This is a genomic window from Streptomyces sp. NPDC002896, assembly GCF_040295225.1.
Classification (GTDB): domain Bacteria; phylum Actinomycetota; class Actinomycetes; order Streptomycetales; family Streptomycetaceae; genus Streptomyces.
The window spans coordinates 179,041-194,054 of record NZ_JBEOVA010000010.1 but is presented as its reverse complement, the minus strand read 5'-3'; the positions used below and the strand labels follow the sequence as shown (position 1 = coordinate 194,054).

At 71.1% G+C, this 15,014-nt stretch carries 16 protein-coding genes and 1 pseudogene; 13 read left to right on the top strand and 4 right to left on the bottom strand.

The genetic code is table 11. The features are described 5' to 3' along the window. The first annotated feature begins 299 nt into the window (after positions 1-299). The 4 genes from ABT009_RS20605 (at position 300) to ABT009_RS20590 (ending at position 3,959) form a co-directional block, all read left to right on the top strand. A complete protein-coding gene (locus ABT009_RS20605) occupies positions 300-1,826 on the top strand; it encodes a flavin monoamine oxidase family protein (RefSeq protein ID WP_351297043.1) in 1,527 nt (508 codons plus the stop codon). A gap of 103 nt (positions 1,827-1,929) precedes the next feature. Continuing rightward, the gene (locus tag ABT009_RS20600; protein ID WP_351296527.1) at positions 1,930-2,868 is read left to right on the top strand and encodes a PAC2 family protein; all 939 of its coding nucleotides are present in this window, start codon (positions 1,930-1,932) and stop codon (positions 2,866-2,868) included. A 57-nt stretch (positions 2,869-2,925) separates the two neighbouring features. Continuing rightward, on the top strand, positions 2,926-3,537 hold the full coding sequence (coaE, locus tag ABT009_RS20595; protein WP_351296524.1) for a dephospho-CoA kinase: 612 nt from the start codon (positions 2,926-2,928) through the stop codon (positions 3,535-3,537). Between the two features lie 50 nt (positions 3,538-3,587). After that, positions 3,588-3,959 carry a tetratricopeptide repeat protein gene (locus tag ABT009_RS20590; protein WP_351296521.1) on the top strand — a complete coding sequence of 124 codons (372 nt, stop codon included), beginning with the start codon at positions 3,588-3,590 and terminating at the stop codon, positions 3,957-3,959. A 44-nt stretch (positions 3,960-4,003) separates the two neighbouring features. Here the strand turns inward: ABT009_RS20590 and ABT009_RS20585 are convergent, their stop codons facing one another. After that, positions 4,004-4,258 (bottom strand): DUF6343 family protein, encoded by a 255-nt coding sequence (locus tag ABT009_RS20585; RefSeq protein ID WP_351296518.1) that lies wholly within the window; start codon positions 4,256-4,258, stop codon positions 4,004-4,006. Between the two features lie 185 nt (positions 4,259-4,443). Here ABT009_RS20585 and ABT009_RS20580 point away from each other — a divergent pair, with 185 nt between their 5' ends. Next, on the top strand, positions 4,444-5,124 hold the full coding sequence (locus tag ABT009_RS20580; protein WP_351296515.1) for a class I SAM-dependent methyltransferase: 681 nt from the start codon (positions 4,444-4,446) through the stop codon (positions 5,122-5,124). A 99-nt stretch (positions 5,125-5,223) separates the two neighbouring features. Next, positions 5,224-5,685 (top strand): DoxX family protein, encoded by a 462-nt coding sequence (locus ABT009_RS20575; protein ID WP_351296512.1) that lies wholly within the window; start codon positions 5,224-5,226, stop codon positions 5,683-5,685. Between the two features lie 6 nt (positions 5,686-5,691). On the opposite strand, the gene ABT009_RS20570 is transcribed toward ABT009_RS20575, so the two are convergent. Continuing rightward, a complete protein-coding gene (locus ABT009_RS20570) occupies positions 5,692-6,141 on the bottom strand; it encodes an RNA-binding S4 domain-containing protein (protein WP_351296509.1) in 450 nt (149 codons plus the stop codon). Positions 6,142-6,220: 79 nt separating this feature from the next. Between ABT009_RS20570 and ABT009_RS20565 the strand changes: the two genes are divergently transcribed. The 4 genes and pseudogenes from ABT009_RS20565 to ABT009_RS20550 form a co-directional block, all read left to right on the top strand. Then, entirely contained in the window at positions 6,221-6,988 is a 768-nt protein-coding gene (locus ABT009_RS20565; RefSeq protein WP_351296506.1) for a uracil-DNA glycosylase, read from the top strand. Between the two features lie 122 nt (positions 6,989-7,110). Beyond that, positions 7,111-8,253, top strand: coding sequence for an MFS transporter (locus ABT009_RS20560; RefSeq protein ID WP_351297040.1), 1,143 nt, complete (start codon positions 7,111-7,113; stop codon positions 8,251-8,253). A 19-nt stretch (positions 8,254-8,272) separates the two neighbouring features. Beyond that, complete coding sequence (gene pip / locus ABT009_RS20555) at positions 8,273-9,265, top strand: prolyl aminopeptidase (RefSeq protein WP_351296503.1); 993 nt, start codon at positions 8,273-8,275, stop codon at positions 9,263-9,265. 21 nt (positions 9,266-9,286) lie between these two features. Further along, positions 9,287-9,485, top strand: a pseudogene (locus ABT009_RS20550) (aspartate/glutamate racemase family protein); the annotation flags it as partial. A gap of 97 nt (positions 9,486-9,582) precedes the next feature. On the opposite strand, the gene iolD reads toward ABT009_RS20550, so the two are convergent. After that, positions 9,583-11,388: a 3D-(3,5/4)-trihydroxycyclohexane-1,2-dione acylhydrolase (decyclizing) gene (gene iolD / locus ABT009_RS20545; protein ID WP_351296500.1), complete on the bottom strand. Its 1,806-nt coding sequence runs from the start codon at positions 11,386-11,388 to the stop codon at positions 9,583-9,585. Between the two features lie 241 nt (positions 11,389-11,629). Here iolD and ABT009_RS20540 point away from each other — a divergent pair, with 241 nt between their 5' ends. Next, positions 11,630-12,637 (top strand): LacI family DNA-binding transcriptional regulator, encoded by a 1,008-nt coding sequence (locus ABT009_RS20540; protein WP_351296497.1) that lies wholly within the window; start codon positions 11,630-11,632, stop codon positions 12,635-12,637. Positions 12,638-12,706: 69 nt separating this feature from the next. On the opposite strand, the gene ABT009_RS20535 is transcribed toward ABT009_RS20540, so the two are convergent. Beyond that, on the bottom strand, positions 12,707-13,303 hold the full coding sequence (locus ABT009_RS20535) for a gamma carbonic anhydrase family protein (protein WP_351296494.1): 597 nt from the start codon (positions 13,301-13,303) through the stop codon (positions 12,707-12,709). Between the two features lie 331 nt (positions 13,304-13,634). On the opposite strand from ABT009_RS20535, the gene ABT009_RS20530 reads away from it, so the two are divergent. Next, the gene (locus ABT009_RS20530) at positions 13,635-14,075 is read left to right on the top strand and encodes a hypothetical protein (RefSeq protein ID WP_351296491.1); all 441 of its coding nucleotides are present in this window, start codon (positions 13,635-13,637) and stop codon (positions 14,073-14,075) included. Next, positions 14,075-14,854 (top strand): nucleotidyltransferase domain-containing protein, encoded by a 780-nt coding sequence (locus ABT009_RS20525; protein ID WP_351296488.1) that lies wholly within the window; start codon positions 14,075-14,077, stop codon positions 14,852-14,854. Before ABT009_RS20530 ends, ABT009_RS20525 begins: the two co-directional genes overlap by 1 nt. Positions 14,855-15,014 lie beyond the last annotated feature (160 nt).

Sequence of the window (15,014 nt, the reverse complement as noted above, 5' to 3'; positions counted from 1 at the left end):
GGAACGCCTGCCCACAGCGGTCGGGCGCTCCGCCCACAGCGGTACAGCGTCGGCGTTGCGCGAGATTGCTGCCCATGGCGGGAACGGCGCGTGCGCTCATAGCAGCGCAGCCGTGCCACAGCGTGAGAAATGTGGTGGATACATGAATCCCGTCGGGTTGTAACAGGTTCTTGTCAGGATCCCTTCATCAGTCATGATCGATTAGGGGAGCCGAACACATGGCACAGCCTCAGGCCGGTACGGGCACCAGCCGACGAGCGTTTCTCCGCAATGTGGGTCTCACGGGTGGTGCGGGCGCGATGTTCGCCACCATGGGTGCCCTGGGTCTTGCCCCCACCGCGCAGGCGGCGCAGCGTGAACAGCCCTTCCGTGCCCCGCAGTCCGGGGACTTCACGCTCAGCGGTCGTGGCGCGGCCAAGGTGGTCGTCATCGGCGGCGGCATCGCCGGGCTCGCCTCCGCGTACGAACTCGGCAAGGCGGGCTACGACTGTACGGTCCTGGAAGCCAGAGACCGCACCGGTGGACGCAACTTCACGGTGCGCGGAGGCGATTCCACCACCGACCTCAACGGCAACAAGCAGACTGCGCGTTTCAGCGACGGCCAGTACATGAACGCGGGCCCCGCGCGCCTCCCGCAGTGGATGGTCACCCTCGACTACTGCCGTGAACTCGGCGTACCGGTCGAGGTATTCACCAACGTCAACGCCGACGCCTACATCTTCAACGAGTCCGCCGGCATGACCAAGCCGATGCGCTACCGCACGGCCAAGGCCGATGTATACGGCTACGTCTCCGAGTTCCTGGCCAAGGCGACCGACAAGGGCGCCCTGAACGCGCAGTTGACCACCGCCGATCAGGAGCGGCTGATTGAGTTCCTGAAGGACTTCGGCGAGCTCGGTGACAAGCTGCAGTACGAGGGCGGTCCGCGCCGGGGGTACACCACCGTCCCGGCCGCGGCGGGCACCCCCGGTGTGCTCCTCGGCGACGTTCCGTCCGCGTCCGAGGTCTTCGCGACCGGCGTCGGGCGCTACTTCTCCTTCGAGTTCGAGTTCGACCAGGCGATGCTGATGTTCCAGCCGGTCGGCGGCATGGACCAGATACCGAAGGCGCTGACCAAGGCGATCGGCGAGCACCGGGTCCGTACCGGCGCCGCCGTCACGAAGATCACCGACAAGGGAGACGGCGTCACCGTCACCTACACACAGGGCGGCCGCACCTACACCGTCGACGCCGACTACTGCATCGCGGCCACGCCGCCCAACATCCTCGCCAAGGTCCCGAATAACCTCGGATCCGGCGTGCAGACGGCCCTCGAGGCCATCACGCCGCAGTCCGCCGGCAAGATCGGCCTCGAGTACAAGTCCCGTTGGTGGGAGCTCGACCACAACATCTACGGCGGCATCACCGAGACCGACCTCGACGTCACCCACATCTGGCACCCCTCGTACGGCTACAACGGTGAGCGAGGCGTGATGGTCGGCTACTACAACTACGACGAGGACGCGGACTCGTATGCCGCACTCACCCCGAAGGAGCGTGAGAAGCGCGCCGTGGGCGCCGGAGTGAAGATCTACGGCGAGAAGTACCGCACCGAGCTCGCCTCCTCCTTCTCGCACCACTGGCGGCAGACCCCGTATCTCGAGGCGGCCTGGCACGACACCCCCGACGGTCCCGACCACCCGCGGTACAAGCCCCTGAACGAGCCCACCGGGCGCGTGTACTTCGCGGGCGACTGGCTGAGCTACACCGACGCGTGGCAGCACGGCGCTTTCACGTCGGCGCGCAAGGCTGTTACGGCGCTCCACGCGCGCGTACTGGCGTCGTGAGGCACGCAACGCACTGCTGAGAGCAGGTGTGCAGGGGCGCGGGCGGGAATGCCCGCGCCCCGTCGCGCGTTCTGCTGTACGAACACGAGGAGGAGCGGTCACAGTGCTTGATCCGCAGGGTTTGTACGCATGGGAGCCCAAGGGGCTCACCGCCGTCGACATGGCGCTCGCACAGGAGTCGGCGGGACTGGTCATGCTCTACCACTTCGACGGTTACATCGACGCGGGCGACACCGGCGACCAGATCGTCGAACGTCTCCTCGATTCCTTGCCCCACCAGGTCGTGGCGCGCTTCGACCACGACCGCCTCGTCGACTATCGCGCCCGACGCCCGCTGTTGACGTTCAAGCGCGACCGCTGGACCGATTATGAGGTGCCCACACTGGAGGTACTTCTCGTCCAGGACGCCACGGGGGCGCCCTTCCTGCTGCTGTCCGGCCCCGAACCCGACGTCGAGTGGGAGCGCTTCGCGGCCGCCGTCCGGCAGATCGTCGAACGGCTCGGCGTGCGGCTGTCGGTGAACTTCCATGGCATTCCGATGGGCGTTCCGCACACACGTCCGGTCGGACTCACCCCGCACGGCAATCGCACCGACCTCGTCCCGGGCCACCGCAGCCCCTTCGAAGAGGCCCAGGTGCCCGGAAGTGCCGAGTCGCTCATCGAGTACCGGCTCATCGACTCCGGACACGATGTGCTCGGTGTCGCCGCACACGTTCCGCACTACGTCGCTCGCTCCCCGTATCCCGACGCCGCGCTGACCGTCCTGGAGGCGATCACCGCTGCGACCGGTCTCGTACTGCCCGGCGTCGCGCACTCCCTGCGCACCGACGCGCAGCGCACGCAGACCGAGATCGACCGGCAGATCCGGGAGGGCGACGAGGAGCTCGTCGCGCTGGTCCAGGGTCTCGAGCACCAGTACGACGCCGCGGCGGGCGCCGAGACCCGCGGCAACATGCTGGCGGAACCCGCCGACATCCCGTCCGCCGACGAGATCGGCCGGGAGTTCGAAAAGTTCCTCGCGGAGCGGGAGGGCGACCTCTAGCGCCTGGCGGCACGGGCACCGGAGCGGTGCGTGACGCGAGGGCCTAAGCTTCCGGACATGCTGAGAGTGGGCCTGACCGGGGGCATCGGTGCCGGCAAGAGCGAGGTGTCGCGGCTGCTCGTCGAGTGCGGCGCGGTGCTGATCGACGCGGACAAGATCGCACGTGAGGTGGTGGAGCCCGGAACTCCGGGGCTCGCCACGATCGTTGAGGCCTTCGGCGAGGAGGTCCTGCACGCGGACGGCTCCCTGGACCGTCCGAAGCTGGGCACGATCGTCTTCGCCGACGCAGACCGGCTGGCCCTGCTCAACTCGATCGTGCATCCGCTGGTGCGCGCGCGCTCCGCCGAACTGGAGGCCGCCGCTCCCGACGACGCCGTCGTCATCCACGATGTGCCGCTGCTCGCCGAGAACACCCTGGCCCCCCTGTACGACGTGGTGGTCGTCGTCGACGCGAGCCCGGAGACCCAGCTGGACCGGTTGGTCCGCCTGCGCCGCATGACCGAGGAGGACGCACGGGCGCGCATGGCCGCGCAGGCGACCAGGGAGAGGCGCCTGGAGATCGCGGACATCGTGATCGACAACGACGTGCCGCTCGCCGAGCTGCGGGAACAGGTCCACGCCGTGTGGCGGGATCTGGCGCACAGGGCTTCGCGGCCGGCCCCGGAATAGCAGGGGCTGGGGCGGGCGTTGAAGACGTGCAGTCAGGGAAGGACTCAGTCGTGCCCGAACACGCCGAACGTACGCCGGAAACCGATGTCATCGACTTCCGTGCGGCCGAGCAGTTGCTGGCCGCCCGTGACCCGCGCGGTGCGGTGAAGCTTCTCGACCGGGTCATCGCCGCCCACCCGGAGAACACCGCGGCGCGGTTGCTGCGTGCGCGCGCGTTCTTTGCCGCGGCACAACTGCGCCCTGCCGAGCTCGAGTTCACGATCGTCCTGGAGCGCGAGCCCGACAACGCGTTCGCCCACTTCGCACTCGCCCGCACCTATGAGCGCTCGGGCAAGCCCGACCAGGCGCTGCGGCACTTCCGGCTCGCCGCGGCGCTCGACCCGCGACCCCAGTACGTCAAGGCCGCGCGGTTCGATTCCTGACGCAGCCGCCGGCACCGACGATGAGCGGCCGCCATCACCACCGGTCATCGGTCGGGCGGGTAGGGCGGAACGTCCCGTCCTGGCTGGTAATGCGGACCCTCGCGGATGTGCTTGAGGATCACCGCCATGTCGATGATGGTGATCAGCCACACGGCTGCGCACGCCGCCGCCCACCCCGGACGACCCGCCAGGGCGAACGCCACCGTGCCCGCGACCGTGACGATCACGCCCCAGACGCTCAGCCAGAAGCGCATCCGCAGGGGACTGCGCGCTGTCAACGGTTCACTGCCTGTACGCATCGCCACCACTGCTCCCTGCCCCCGGAGTACCCCTGACGGGGTGCGGCGAACGCGGGAGCGAGCGGCGAAGGAATGCGAAGGGGGAGAGCGGAACTGGTACGCGGCCGTGGCTGGTTTCCGCCGCGGTACCGGGGGCGAGGGAACGCACGGAGACAGGGGTTCGTTGGCGGGCCATGAGCGGTGGGATGCGTAAGGGATACGAAGGGACGGGGCCCGGCGCGATCACGCCGGACGGCTGCGCGGTCGATCTGTATGCGCGGCTGCCCGTGGGCGCCGAGCCGGACGTCATCGCCGGGGCCGTGCCGGCGGGGGCGCACATCCTGGAGCTGGGCAGCGGTGTGGGGCGGGTGACGCATCCGCTGCTTGAGCGGGGTTTCATGGTCACGGCGGTGGACGAGTCGGCCGAGATGCTGGAGCGGGTCCGCGGCGCGCGCACGGTGTGCACGCCCATCGAGGACCTGGACCTCGCCGAGACGTTCGACGCGGTGGTGCTCGGCTCCTTCCTGGTGCACGCAGGCGACGTGGACGTGCAGAGCGGCCTGCTGAACACCTGTCGGCGCCATGTCGCCGACGGCGGCTGCGTGTTGATCCAGCGCGAAGGCGAGGACTACCACACGAATCTGCCGAGGGAGAGGGTCGACCCGAGCGGCTTCACCGTACGCATCGTGTCCGCGGAGCCGGTCGGGGACCGCGTGAACTCGGTGCACGCGGAATACGTCTTCCCGGACGCCACGTGGACCCAGACGTTCCTGTCCCGCCCTCTCACGAAGGAGGCCTTCGAGGAGGCGCTCGCGGGAGCAGGCCTGACGGTCGACCGGTATCTGACGGACGACGGGACGTGGGTGCGGGCGCTGCCGGTCCGCTAGCCCTCTTCGGGAAATCCGGGCCTGGCCGATGAGTTCGGGGGCACGGGCCGGTCTGTCTTGGTGACTGCCGAACGGCACCTGATCACCGAGGAGAGCCCGATGTCCGAGACCACCAACCCCGCCACCGCAGACACCTCCGCCGCTGGAGCCACCGAGAGCGCCGCCGCCGGGCAGCTTGGCCGCCGTGCCCATCTCGCGCTGCTCACCCTCCAGGTGCTGCTCGCCCTGTTCTTCGCGGCCGCGAGCGCTCTGCCCAAACTCATCGCGCATCCGTCGGCGGCCGAGTCCTTCGACAAGCTCGGGTGGGGCGCCGGTGGCATGTACACCATCGGCGCCCTGGAGCTGGCCGGAGCCGTCGCCCTGTTGATCCCGGTGCTGTCATCGGTGGCGTCCGTGGCCTTCATCGGGCTGATGATCGGGGCGTTCATCACGCAGATCGCGGTCTTCGACGGCCAGTACGCGGCCACACCGGTGATCTTCATCGTGCCGTTCGCTCTCATCGCCTGGGCACGCCGTCGGCAGAACGCCGAGCTGCTGCGGCTCATCCGGCGACGAGCGTGAATCGACCTACTGCTCGGCCGGCGGCCCGCCAGGGCCGCCGAGGCCGCGCAGCCGCTCCATCTCGCGGCGGTCGCGCTTGGTCGGACGGCCGGTGCCCCGGTCTCGTACGCCTGCCGGGGCGACGGCCTCGCGGGGCGGAGGCGGCGGGCTGTTGTCGACGTAGCACTCGACGGCGACCGGCGCGCCGACGCGCTTGCGGATGATGCGCTTCACCACGACGATCCGCTCCTGGCCCTCGTGCCGGAGCCGCACCTCGTCGCCGACGCGCACACCGTGGGCGGGCTTCACGCGCTCGCCGTTGACCCGCACATGCCCGCCGCGGCATGCGGCGGCCCCCAACGACCGGGTCTTGACCAGCCGTACGGACCAGATCCAGCTGTCGACGCGCGCGGATCCCTCACCCGCGGCGCCCGCCGTGCCGTCCGGGTCCCCTGAAGCCATGTCTCGACCAGCCATGCCTCGACCTTAGTGCCCCGCTGCGGCCGCCCCGGACGTCTTTTTCTCCGCTTTTTCTCCGCGCGCTTACGGTGGAGGCGTGCGCAACCTCGCCGAGCTCGACGCCGCCCTCACCGACTGCCGTGCCTGCCCACGGCTCGTCGAGTGGCGCGAGCAGGTCGCGGAGACCAGGCGCGCGTCCTTCGCGGACTGGACGTACTGGGGCCGCCCGGTCCCCGGTTTCGGCCCGCCCACCGCGCCGCTGCTGGTCATCGGCCTGGCGCCGGCCGCGCACGGCGGGAACCGCACCGGTCGGATGTTCACCGGAGACCGCTCGGGCGATGTGCTGTACGCGGCGCTGTACGACCTGGGCCTGGCATCACAGCCCGACGCCGTCTCGCGCGACGACGGCCTCACCCTGCGCGGCGTCCGCGTCACCGCGCCCGTGCACTGCGCGCCCCCCGCCAACAAGCCCACGCCTGAGGAACGCGACACCTGCCGGCCCTGGCTGGTGCGCGAGCTCGAACTGCTGCGCCCCCATCTGCGCGCCGCCGTCGCCCTCGGTGCCTTCGGCTGGGACGCCGCGCTTCCGGCGTTCGGCGCGGCCGGCTGGGCCGTTCCCCGGCCCCGCCCGGCCTTCGCGCACGGCGCCCGCCTGACGCTGCCCGCCACGGACGGCGGTTCACCGCTCGAGGTCTTCGGCTGCTTCCACGTGAGCCAGCGCAACACGTTCACGGGGAGGCTCACCCCCGCCATGCTGCGGGACGTGCTCGGGACGGCAGCCCGGGCGGCAGGGCTGCTTCCGGAGGTTCCGGAAGGGCCGCAGCCCATGGAGCAGCAGGCGGGCGCCCCTCGTATGGAGCAGTAGATCGGGCCTCCCCGGACGGCTGTTCCTAGCGTGGGGGCGTGAAAGACACGAAGACGGCCCCCTCGGTCGCTGAGGGCGGACCGGCGACTGCCCCCTCCGCGGCCGCGTACCGGAATCTGATCATGGCCACGATCGGGTTCGGGCTCACGTTCTGGGCCTGGAACCTGATCTCGCCGCTCAGCGGGGACTTCAAGGAGAGTCTGGGCCTGAGCTCCTTCCAGCAGTCGCTGCTGGTCGCGATCCCGGTGCTCGTCGGCTCGCTGGGCCGCATCCCGGCGGGCGCGCTCACCGACCGCTATGGCGCGAAACTGATGTTCCCGCTGGTCACGGCGCTCACCATCATTCCGGTGCTGCTGGTCATCCCCGCCCGGGGCAGCTACGGGGCGATGCTCGTCGTGGGATTCCTGCTCGGCCTCGGCGGCACGACCTTCGCGATCGGCGTTCCGCTGGTCAACTCGTGGTTTCCACCGGCCCACCGGGGCTTCGCACTCGGCGTTTTCGGAATGGGCATGGGCGGTGTGGCGCTGTCCGGATTCTTCACGCCGCGCATCGCCAAGCAGGGCGAGAACCTGCCATTCATCGTCGTCGCCATCGCGCTCGCCGTCTTCGCCGTGCTCGCCGCGCTTCTCATCACCGACCGGCCGGGCCGGCCGATCCCGTCCACCTCGCTCGGCACCCGGCTCGGGCAGGCGGGCCGGCTCCGGGTGACGTGGGAGCTGTCCGCGCTGTACGCGATCGGGTTCGGCGGCATCGTCGCGTTCGGCGTGTACCTGCCGACGTATCTGAAGACCTGGTACGGCCTGAGCGCCACCGAATCCGGCACCAAGGCGGCCGGATTCGCCCTGGTCACCGTCATCTTCCGGCCGATCGGCGGATGGCTCTCGGACCACATCCACCCCGCGATCGTCACCTGCGTCGCGCTCGGCGTCGTCGCGCTGTTCGCCATCGTCCAGTCCTTCGACCCGGCGCTTGCCCCCGTCGGCACGCTCTGCTTCCTGCTGATGGCGGCCGGCCTCGGCACCACCAGCGGCAGCGTGTTCGCGCTCGTCTCCAGGGTCACGCCACAGCCGCAGGTCGGCTCCGTCACCGGCATCGTCGGCGCGATGGGCGGCCTCGGCGGTTTCGTGCCGCCTCTCGTCATGGGCGCGATCTACAGCGCCAAGGACTCCTACTCGATCGGCTTCATGCTGCTGTCCGACCTGGCGCTCGCGGGCTGCGTGTACGCGTACGGACGGATGAGAAATGTGCAGGCGACGCAGCCGTAGCGCGGGCTAGATTGCCCGGATGGGCCTCTATCCGGACATAGAACCGCACGACCACGGCATGCTCGACGTCGGTGACGGCAACCACGTGTACTGGGAGGTCTGCGGCAATCCGCGCGGCAAGCCCGCCGTGGTGCTGCACGGCGGGCCGGGCTCCGGCTGCACGCCGTACTTCCGCCGCCTGTTCGACCCGGCCGCGTACCGCATCGTCCTCCTCGACCAGCGTGGCTGCGGCCGTTCCACTCCGCACGCGAGCGCGTACGACACGGACATGAGCGTCAACACGACGGCTCATGTGATCGCCGACCTGGAGCTGCTGCGCCGCCATCTCGGCATCGAGCGGTGGCTGGTGTGGGGGGTCTCGTGGGGCTCGGTGCTGGGGCTGCGGTACGCGCAGACGCACCCGGGCAGTGTGTCGGAGCTGGTCCTCACGGGTGTGGCCACGGGCTCGAGTCCCGAGGTGGCGCTGCTGACGCGCGGCCTCGGGCAGATCTTCCCCGAGGAGTTCGCCCGGTTCCGCGACCATGTGCCCGAGGACGAGCGCGACGGCGATCTCGCGGCCGCGTACAACCGGCTGCTGGAGTCGCCGGACGCCGAGGTACGGGAGAGCACCGCCCGGGCCTGGACGGACTGGGAGACGGCGATGGCGCCCGCGCCGCCGCGCTCCATCCCGCGCTACGAGGACCCCGTCTTCCGCGCCGCCTTTGCCCGCATCGTCACGCACTACTTCGGCAATGACCACTTCCTCGGCGATGGCAACGAGGAGGGCGTCGTCCTGCGCGACGCCCCGCTGCTCAAGGGCATCCCCGGCACGCTGGTCCAGGGCAGCCTCGACTTCGGCAACCTGCTGGGCATCGTGTGGCGGCTGCACCACGCCTGGCCGGGCAGCGAGTTGGTGATCGTGGACGACGTCGGGCACAACGCGGGGGCGCCGGGCATGAAGGAAGCGCTGGTGGCGGCCACGGACAAGTACGCGGTCGCGCACGAGGGCGAGGGCGAGGGCGACAGGGCCTGACCGGCCAGGGCGGCTGAAGACATGACCGGGCTGCGCCGCGCGGTCGGCGACAAGCTGGGCCTGCCCGTGGTGGACGGGGTCGCGGCGGCCGTGAAAGCTCGCGGATTCGCTGGTTGCGCTGGGGCTCGCGACCAGTCGCGCGGGCAGCTACGCCCGGCCACGGCCGAAGCGGCGCACCTGGGGATCACCGGGGGCCTCGGCCGGGCCGACGAGGGGATGATCCGACCCGGACCCGGACCCGGACCCGGACCATGGTGCTGCGGCCAGCTCGTCCCCCGTCCCAGGCGTAGGCGCAGGCGCCGTGGCGGCGGACACCGTCAGAACGCGAGCGCCTCCGCATCCGGGTTTCCGGGCGCAGGAGCCAGAACGGAACACGGGTCGGTCTCGACGTGCACGACCGTGGTGCGGCTGCCGGCCTTCGCCTTCTCGACCGCCGTGCGGAACTCGTCCACCGTCGCGGCGTGCAGGACGTCCGCGCCGAGCGACGCGGCGTTGGCGGCCAGGTCGACGGGGCGCCTGCCGCCGGCGGGCAGCGCCTGCTCCCCGTCGCGGAAACGATACTGTGCACCGGACCACTGCGGGCCGGGCAGCTCCGCCGGCGCCTCGACCGACGCGAACCCGCGGTTCTGGACCAGGACGATGACTACCTTCATGCCCTCGGACACCATGCCGGCGATCTCCTGAGCCATCATCAGATACGAGGCGTCGCCGACCAGCAGGACGACCTCGCGCGAGGGATCGGCCAGCTTCGCGCCGACGCCGGCCGCGACCTCGTAACCCAGGCACGAGTACGCGTACTCGACGTGGTAGGCCTTCGGGTCGCGGGCCCGCCACAGCTGCTGCAGGTCGCCCGGTACGGACCCGGCCGCGTTGATCACGACGTCGCGGTCGTCGAGTATCTCGTTGAGCGTGCGCAGGATGTCGGCCGTGGCGGGCAGCGGGCCGTGGCCGCCTCGGAAGCTCTCGTCCTCGAGCCGCCGGGCCTCGGCGACGAGTTCACGGGTGCGCCGGCGGTACGCCTCGCCGACCTCCCAGTCCGTGAGCGCGCCCACGAGCGCCTGGATGCCGAGCCGGGCGTCGGCGACCAGCGGTTCGGCGGACTGCCCGACCGAGTCGAGCCGGGCGACGTTGAGGTTGACGAACGTGACGTCCGGGTTTCCGAAGACGGCGTGGCCGGCGGTCGCGAGGTCGCTGTAGCGGGTGCCGATGCCGAGGACCACGTCGGCCTCCCTCGCCACCTCCTGCGCCGCGTACGAACCCGTCGGGCCGATGCCGCCCACCGCGTACGGGTGGTCCCACGCCACCGCGCCCTTGCCGGCGCCTGTCTCGGCGACCGGGATGCCGGTGGCCTCGGAGAACGCGCGCAGCAGCGTCTCGGCGCCGGAGTACACGACACCGCCGCCCGCGACGATCAGCGGCCTCTTCGCCTCCCGCAGCAGATGGGAGGCCCGCGCCAGCGCGGCCGGCTCCGGCACCGGGCGGCCCACGCGCCAGACCCGGCGCCGGAAGAACGTCACCGGCCAGTCGGAGGCCTCCGCCTGCACGTCCTGCGGCAGCACGAGCGTGACCGCGCCCGTCTCCACCGGGTCCGTCAGCACCCGCATCGCGGCCGTCGCGGCGGGGATGAGCTGCTCGGGACGCGTGATCCGGTCGAAGAACTTCGACACCGAGCGGAACGCGTCGCTGACCGTTATGTCCCCGGCCCCGGTTGCCTCCAGGTGCAGCACCGGGTTGGGGCCCCGGGTCGCGACCATTTCGCCGGGGAGGAGGAGTACGGGGAGACGGTTGGCGGTGGCGAGCGCCGCACCCGCGATCATGTTCGTCGAACCAGGCCCTGTCGACGCCGTGCAGGCGAAGGCGGCCAGCCGGTCCCGCATCCTGGCGAAGGCCACGGCGGCGTGCACCATGCCCTGCTCGTTGCGGGCCACGTAGTACGGCAGATCGGCCTCGCCCGTGAGGGCCGCCTGGAGGAGTGCCTGACCGATGCCGGAGGCGTTGCCGTGCCCGAAGACGCCCCACGCCCCCGGGATCAGCCGCTGCTCCAGGCCGTCGCGCTCGCTGTACTGACTGGCGAGGAAGCGGACGAGGGCCTGCGCAGTGGTGAGCCGTATCGTCTCGGTCATCGGTTCCCCTGTCATCGATCCCCATCCGGGGCGAGTTGGCCCTCAGGCACACCCGGTGCTGCTCCGCTCCGCTAGCGCGCTCTAGCGGCGAGTAACGATGACTGCCGTTCGAATGTCATGTCAATAGGCTCCTGTGGGGCTGCTCATCGGCACGTCCAGGAGGGCTCGAATTACTCCAATACACAGATCCACGAATACGCGAAGGTCGGACCTCCGAACGGACAGGAAGGTCAGACCTCTGATGCGTGCACCGGGCAGGCGGCGCCCCACGATGGCGCACGTCGCCGAGAGGGCGGGCGTGTCCAGGGCGCTGGTCTCCATCGTCTTCCGCAACCAGCCGGGGGCGAGCCAGGAGACCCGCGAACGCGTGCTGCGCGTCGCCGAAGAGCTCGGCTACCGGCCCGACAGCGCGGCACGCCTCCTCGCGCGGGGCCGCAGCCGCACGCTCGGCGTGATGCTGACCCTGCACCAGCCCTTCCAGGCGGACCTCGTCGAGGCCATCTACCGCGAGGCCGAACGCCTCGGCTACGACGTCCTGCTTTCGGCCGACGCCCCGGGCCGCGACGAACGCAAGGCGATCGAGGCCCTGCTGAGCCACCGCTGCGAGGCACTGATCCTGCTCGGCCCGCGCTCGACCGCCGCCGACCTGGACGCACTCGGCCATCGCACGGTCGCCGTCGCGGTCGCGCGCCGGGTGCGCGGCGCCCGCGTCGACAGCGTCCGCACCGCCGAGGCGAAGGGGGTACGGCAGGCCCTGGACCACCTCGTCGAACTGGGCCACCGCCGCATCGCGCACGTCGACGGCGGCCGCGGGCCCGGCTCGGCCGAGCGCCGCCGCGCCTACCGCTACTCCATGCGCCGGCACGGCCTGGCCGACGAGATCCGCGTCATCCCCGGAGCGCACGACGAGGACGCCGGCATCGAGGCGGGCCGCATCCTGGCGGCGCAGGACGAGCTGCCGACGGCGGTCCTGGCGGCCAACGACCGCTGTGCGATGGGCCTGCTGATGTCCTTAGGCCGCGCGGGCATCGACGTCCCCGGCGAGGTCTCGGTCGTCGGCTACGACGACAGCCATCTCTCCCACCTCATGCCCATGGGCCTGACGACGGTCCGCCAGGACTTCCTCCTGATGGCCGAGCGCGCGGTGCGGTTCGCCGTGGAGCGGCTGGAGGGGGAGGGCGTCGAGCCGCGGGAGGCGGTGGTGGACCCCGAGCTGGTGGTACGGGGGACGAGCGGGCCGGTGCGGTGACCACGGACTCTTCGCGGCGGCGGACGCGGCCGCCGTACCGCTGGAGGCAGCCGCCGTACCGGTGGAGACTCAGCCCTCCACGACCCGGTCGTCCTTGTGGGCCCCGTAGAAGCTGCTCTGGCGGGCCATGATGTCGCGCAGGGGTGTGCCGCGGGGGACGCCGTAGACGGTGCCGGGGAAGTCCAGGGTCTGCTGCACCTCCCACAGTTCGTCGTGCCGGTCGGGCGAGAAGAGCCGGGCCGGGTTGCCGACGGCGATCCACCCGATGGGGACGGTGGTTCCGGGCGGCAGGACCGAGTTGACCTGCAGCACGCTGTTGATCCGCAGCTCCGACCCGGCGCCGGCGACCGCACCCGGGAAGACGGAGGCGCCGGTGGCGACGAAGACCTCGTCCTCGATGGTGGCCCCGTTGACGTGCGCGTGCGGCCCTACGAGAACGGCGTCCCCGATGACGGCCGGATGCCGCGCCCGCCCCCGCACGAGCGCGTTCTCCATGACGACGACGTCAGCCCCGACCCGTACCTCGCCGTCTTCGGCCGTGAGCACGGCCCCGTGCAGCACACGGGCACCTTCACCCAGCACGACGGCGCCGCAGAGGGTGGCGGTGGGGGAGACGTAGGCGGAGGCGGGGACCGTGGGGCGGTGACCGCGGTGTTCGATCAGCATGGGTTGCTTACTCCGGGATCTGTTCGGGCGCGGGCCGGGCGCCGGGGGCCGGCTGGTCGGTACCGGCGGTGGGGCCCTACCGGCCGATCATGTGGTGCCAAGCGCTGCGTACGCACCTGAATTGCGGACATGGAGCCACCGAAGGGCCCGCGAGTGCGACCGCCGGAAGGGGGACGCGCCCGAGGCTTGGGCGGACTTCGGTTGGCGCGTGGCCTCGGGTTACGTGCGCCACGAGCGGCACTCATCGTGCGCGGTCGGATACGTCACGTTAGTCACCGGGATACCGTGGGGGCGTCCGGCCGGAGCGGCGACGAGCGACAAAGGGGGCTCGGTGGACGCGGAGTTGAGTGCACTGGCGGCAGCGGGGGCGACGGCGCTCGTGCAGCAGATGGTGACCGAAGGATGGGTGCAGGCACGCGGCCGCGCGGTCGCGTTCTTCTCGCGGCGGCGGGGCGGCGACGAGACGGTGGTCGAGGGCGAACTCGAGGCCTCGCGGGCCCAACTCGTCGCCGCACGCGGCGCCGAGGATCAGGATGCCGAGGCCGGCGTACAGGCGGAATGGCGCAACCGGTTGCGCCGCACCCTGCGATCGGACCCGACCGCGGCAGCCGAACTGCGCGCACTCCTGGCCGAGTTGGGCCCCGAGCCATCCGCACGGCGGCGAGGGAGCGCGCCCGACAAGGTCAGTGGCGGCGTGCAGCACGGCACGGTGATCCGGGCCCGGTCGGTCGGTAATGTGACCATCGGGTCCACCCGACCACCCACCAGGTGATGAACGACGAAACCTTTCTCGACCACGTGGCCGACCATCTTGCGGCCCTCCCCACCGTCCGCGCGGTCGCCCTCGGCGGCTCCCGCGCCCAGGGCACCCACCGGCCCGACAGCGACTGGGACCTCGCGGTCTACTACCGCGGAGACTTCGACCCCGCGGGCCTGCGGGCCCTGGGCGCCATCGGCTGGGAGGGCGAGGTATCCGAGATCGGCGGATGGGGCGGTGGCATCTTCAACGGCGGCGCCTGGCTGACGATCGACGGGCGGCGCACCGACGTGCACTACCGCGACCTCGACGTCGTCGAGCACGAACTGGCCGAGGCGGAGGCCGGGCGCTTCCACGTCGAGCCGCTGCTGTTCCATCTCGCGGGAATCCCCAGCTACCTGCTCGTCGCCGAGCTCGCCGTGAACCGGGTACTGCGGGGCGAACTGCCCCGCCCCTCGGCCTACCCGGAGAAGCTGCGCGGCACCGCCCCCGAGCGCTGGTACGGCACCGCACGGTCCACCCTCGCGTACGCGAAGGCCAACCACGCGCCCGCCGGCCGCCGTACGGAGGTCGCGGGTTCCCTCGCGATCGCCGCGATGCAGACGGCGCACGCAATCCTCGCGGCGCGCGGGGAATGGGTGACGAACGAGAAGCGGCTGCTGGAGCGGGCGGGGCTGCGGGCGGTTGACGACATCGTCGCGTCGCTGGGAGAGCGTCCCGAGGCGATCGCCCTGGCGGTCGACGAGGCACAGGCGCTCTTCGAACGGGCAGTGGAGAACGCTGTGAAGGGCTGACGGCGGCTCCGATCGGGGGTCCGTTTCGGCTCCGCAGTGCGCTGTCCTGCGGCCGACCGGTCGACCGTTCGGCAGGCCGGTGTTTCGGCCGTGCTCTGGATCCGGCCGTTTCGGTCGTTCTCAGGATCCGGGACACATCGGGATCCGGGAACACACACGA

Excerpts from the sequence above, each read along its gene's own strand:
- ABT009_RS20605 (WP_351297043.1), top strand. The coding sequence starts at position 300 with ATGTTCGCCACCATGGGTGCCCTGGGTCTTGCCCCCACCGCGCAGGCG.
- coaE (WP_351296524.1), top strand. The coding sequence starts at position 2,926 with ATGCTGAGAGTGGGCCTGACCGGGGGCATCGGTGCCGGCAAGAGCGAG.
- ABT009_RS20585 (WP_351296518.1), bottom strand. The coding sequence starts at position 4,258 with ATGCGTACAGGCAGTGAACCGTTGACAGCGCGCAGTCCCCTGCGGATG.
- ABT009_RS20580 (WP_351296515.1), top strand. The coding sequence starts at position 4,444 with ATGCGTAAGGGATACGAAGGGACGGGGCCCGGCGCGATCACGCCGGAC.
- ABT009_RS20575 (WP_351296512.1), top strand. The coding sequence starts at position 5,224 with ATGTCCGAGACCACCAACCCCGCCACCGCAGACACCTCCGCCGCTGGA.
- ABT009_RS20570 (WP_351296509.1), bottom strand. The coding sequence starts at position 6,141 with ATGGCTGGTCGAGACATGGCTTCAGGGGACCCGGACGGCACGGCGGGC.
- ABT009_RS20560 (WP_351297040.1), top strand. The coding sequence starts at position 7,111 with ATGGCCACGATCGGGTTCGGGCTCACGTTCTGGGCCTGGAACCTGATC.
- pip (WP_351296503.1), top strand. The coding sequence starts at position 8,273 with ATGGGCCTCTATCCGGACATAGAACCGCACGACCACGGCATGCTCGAC.
- iolD (WP_351296500.1), bottom strand. The coding sequence starts at position 11,388 with ATGACCGAGACGATACGGCTCACCACTGCGCAGGCCCTCGTCCGCTTC.
- ABT009_RS20540 (WP_351296497.1), top strand. The coding sequence starts at position 11,630 with ATGCGTGCACCGGGCAGGCGGCGCCCCACGATGGCGCACGTCGCCGAG.
- ABT009_RS20535 (WP_351296494.1), bottom strand. The coding sequence starts at position 13,303 with ATGCTGATCGAACACCGCGGTCACCGCCCCACGGTCCCCGCCTCCGCC.
- ABT009_RS20525 (WP_351296488.1), top strand. The coding sequence starts at position 14,075 with ATGAACGACGAAACCTTTCTCGACCACGTGGCCGACCATCTTGCGGCC.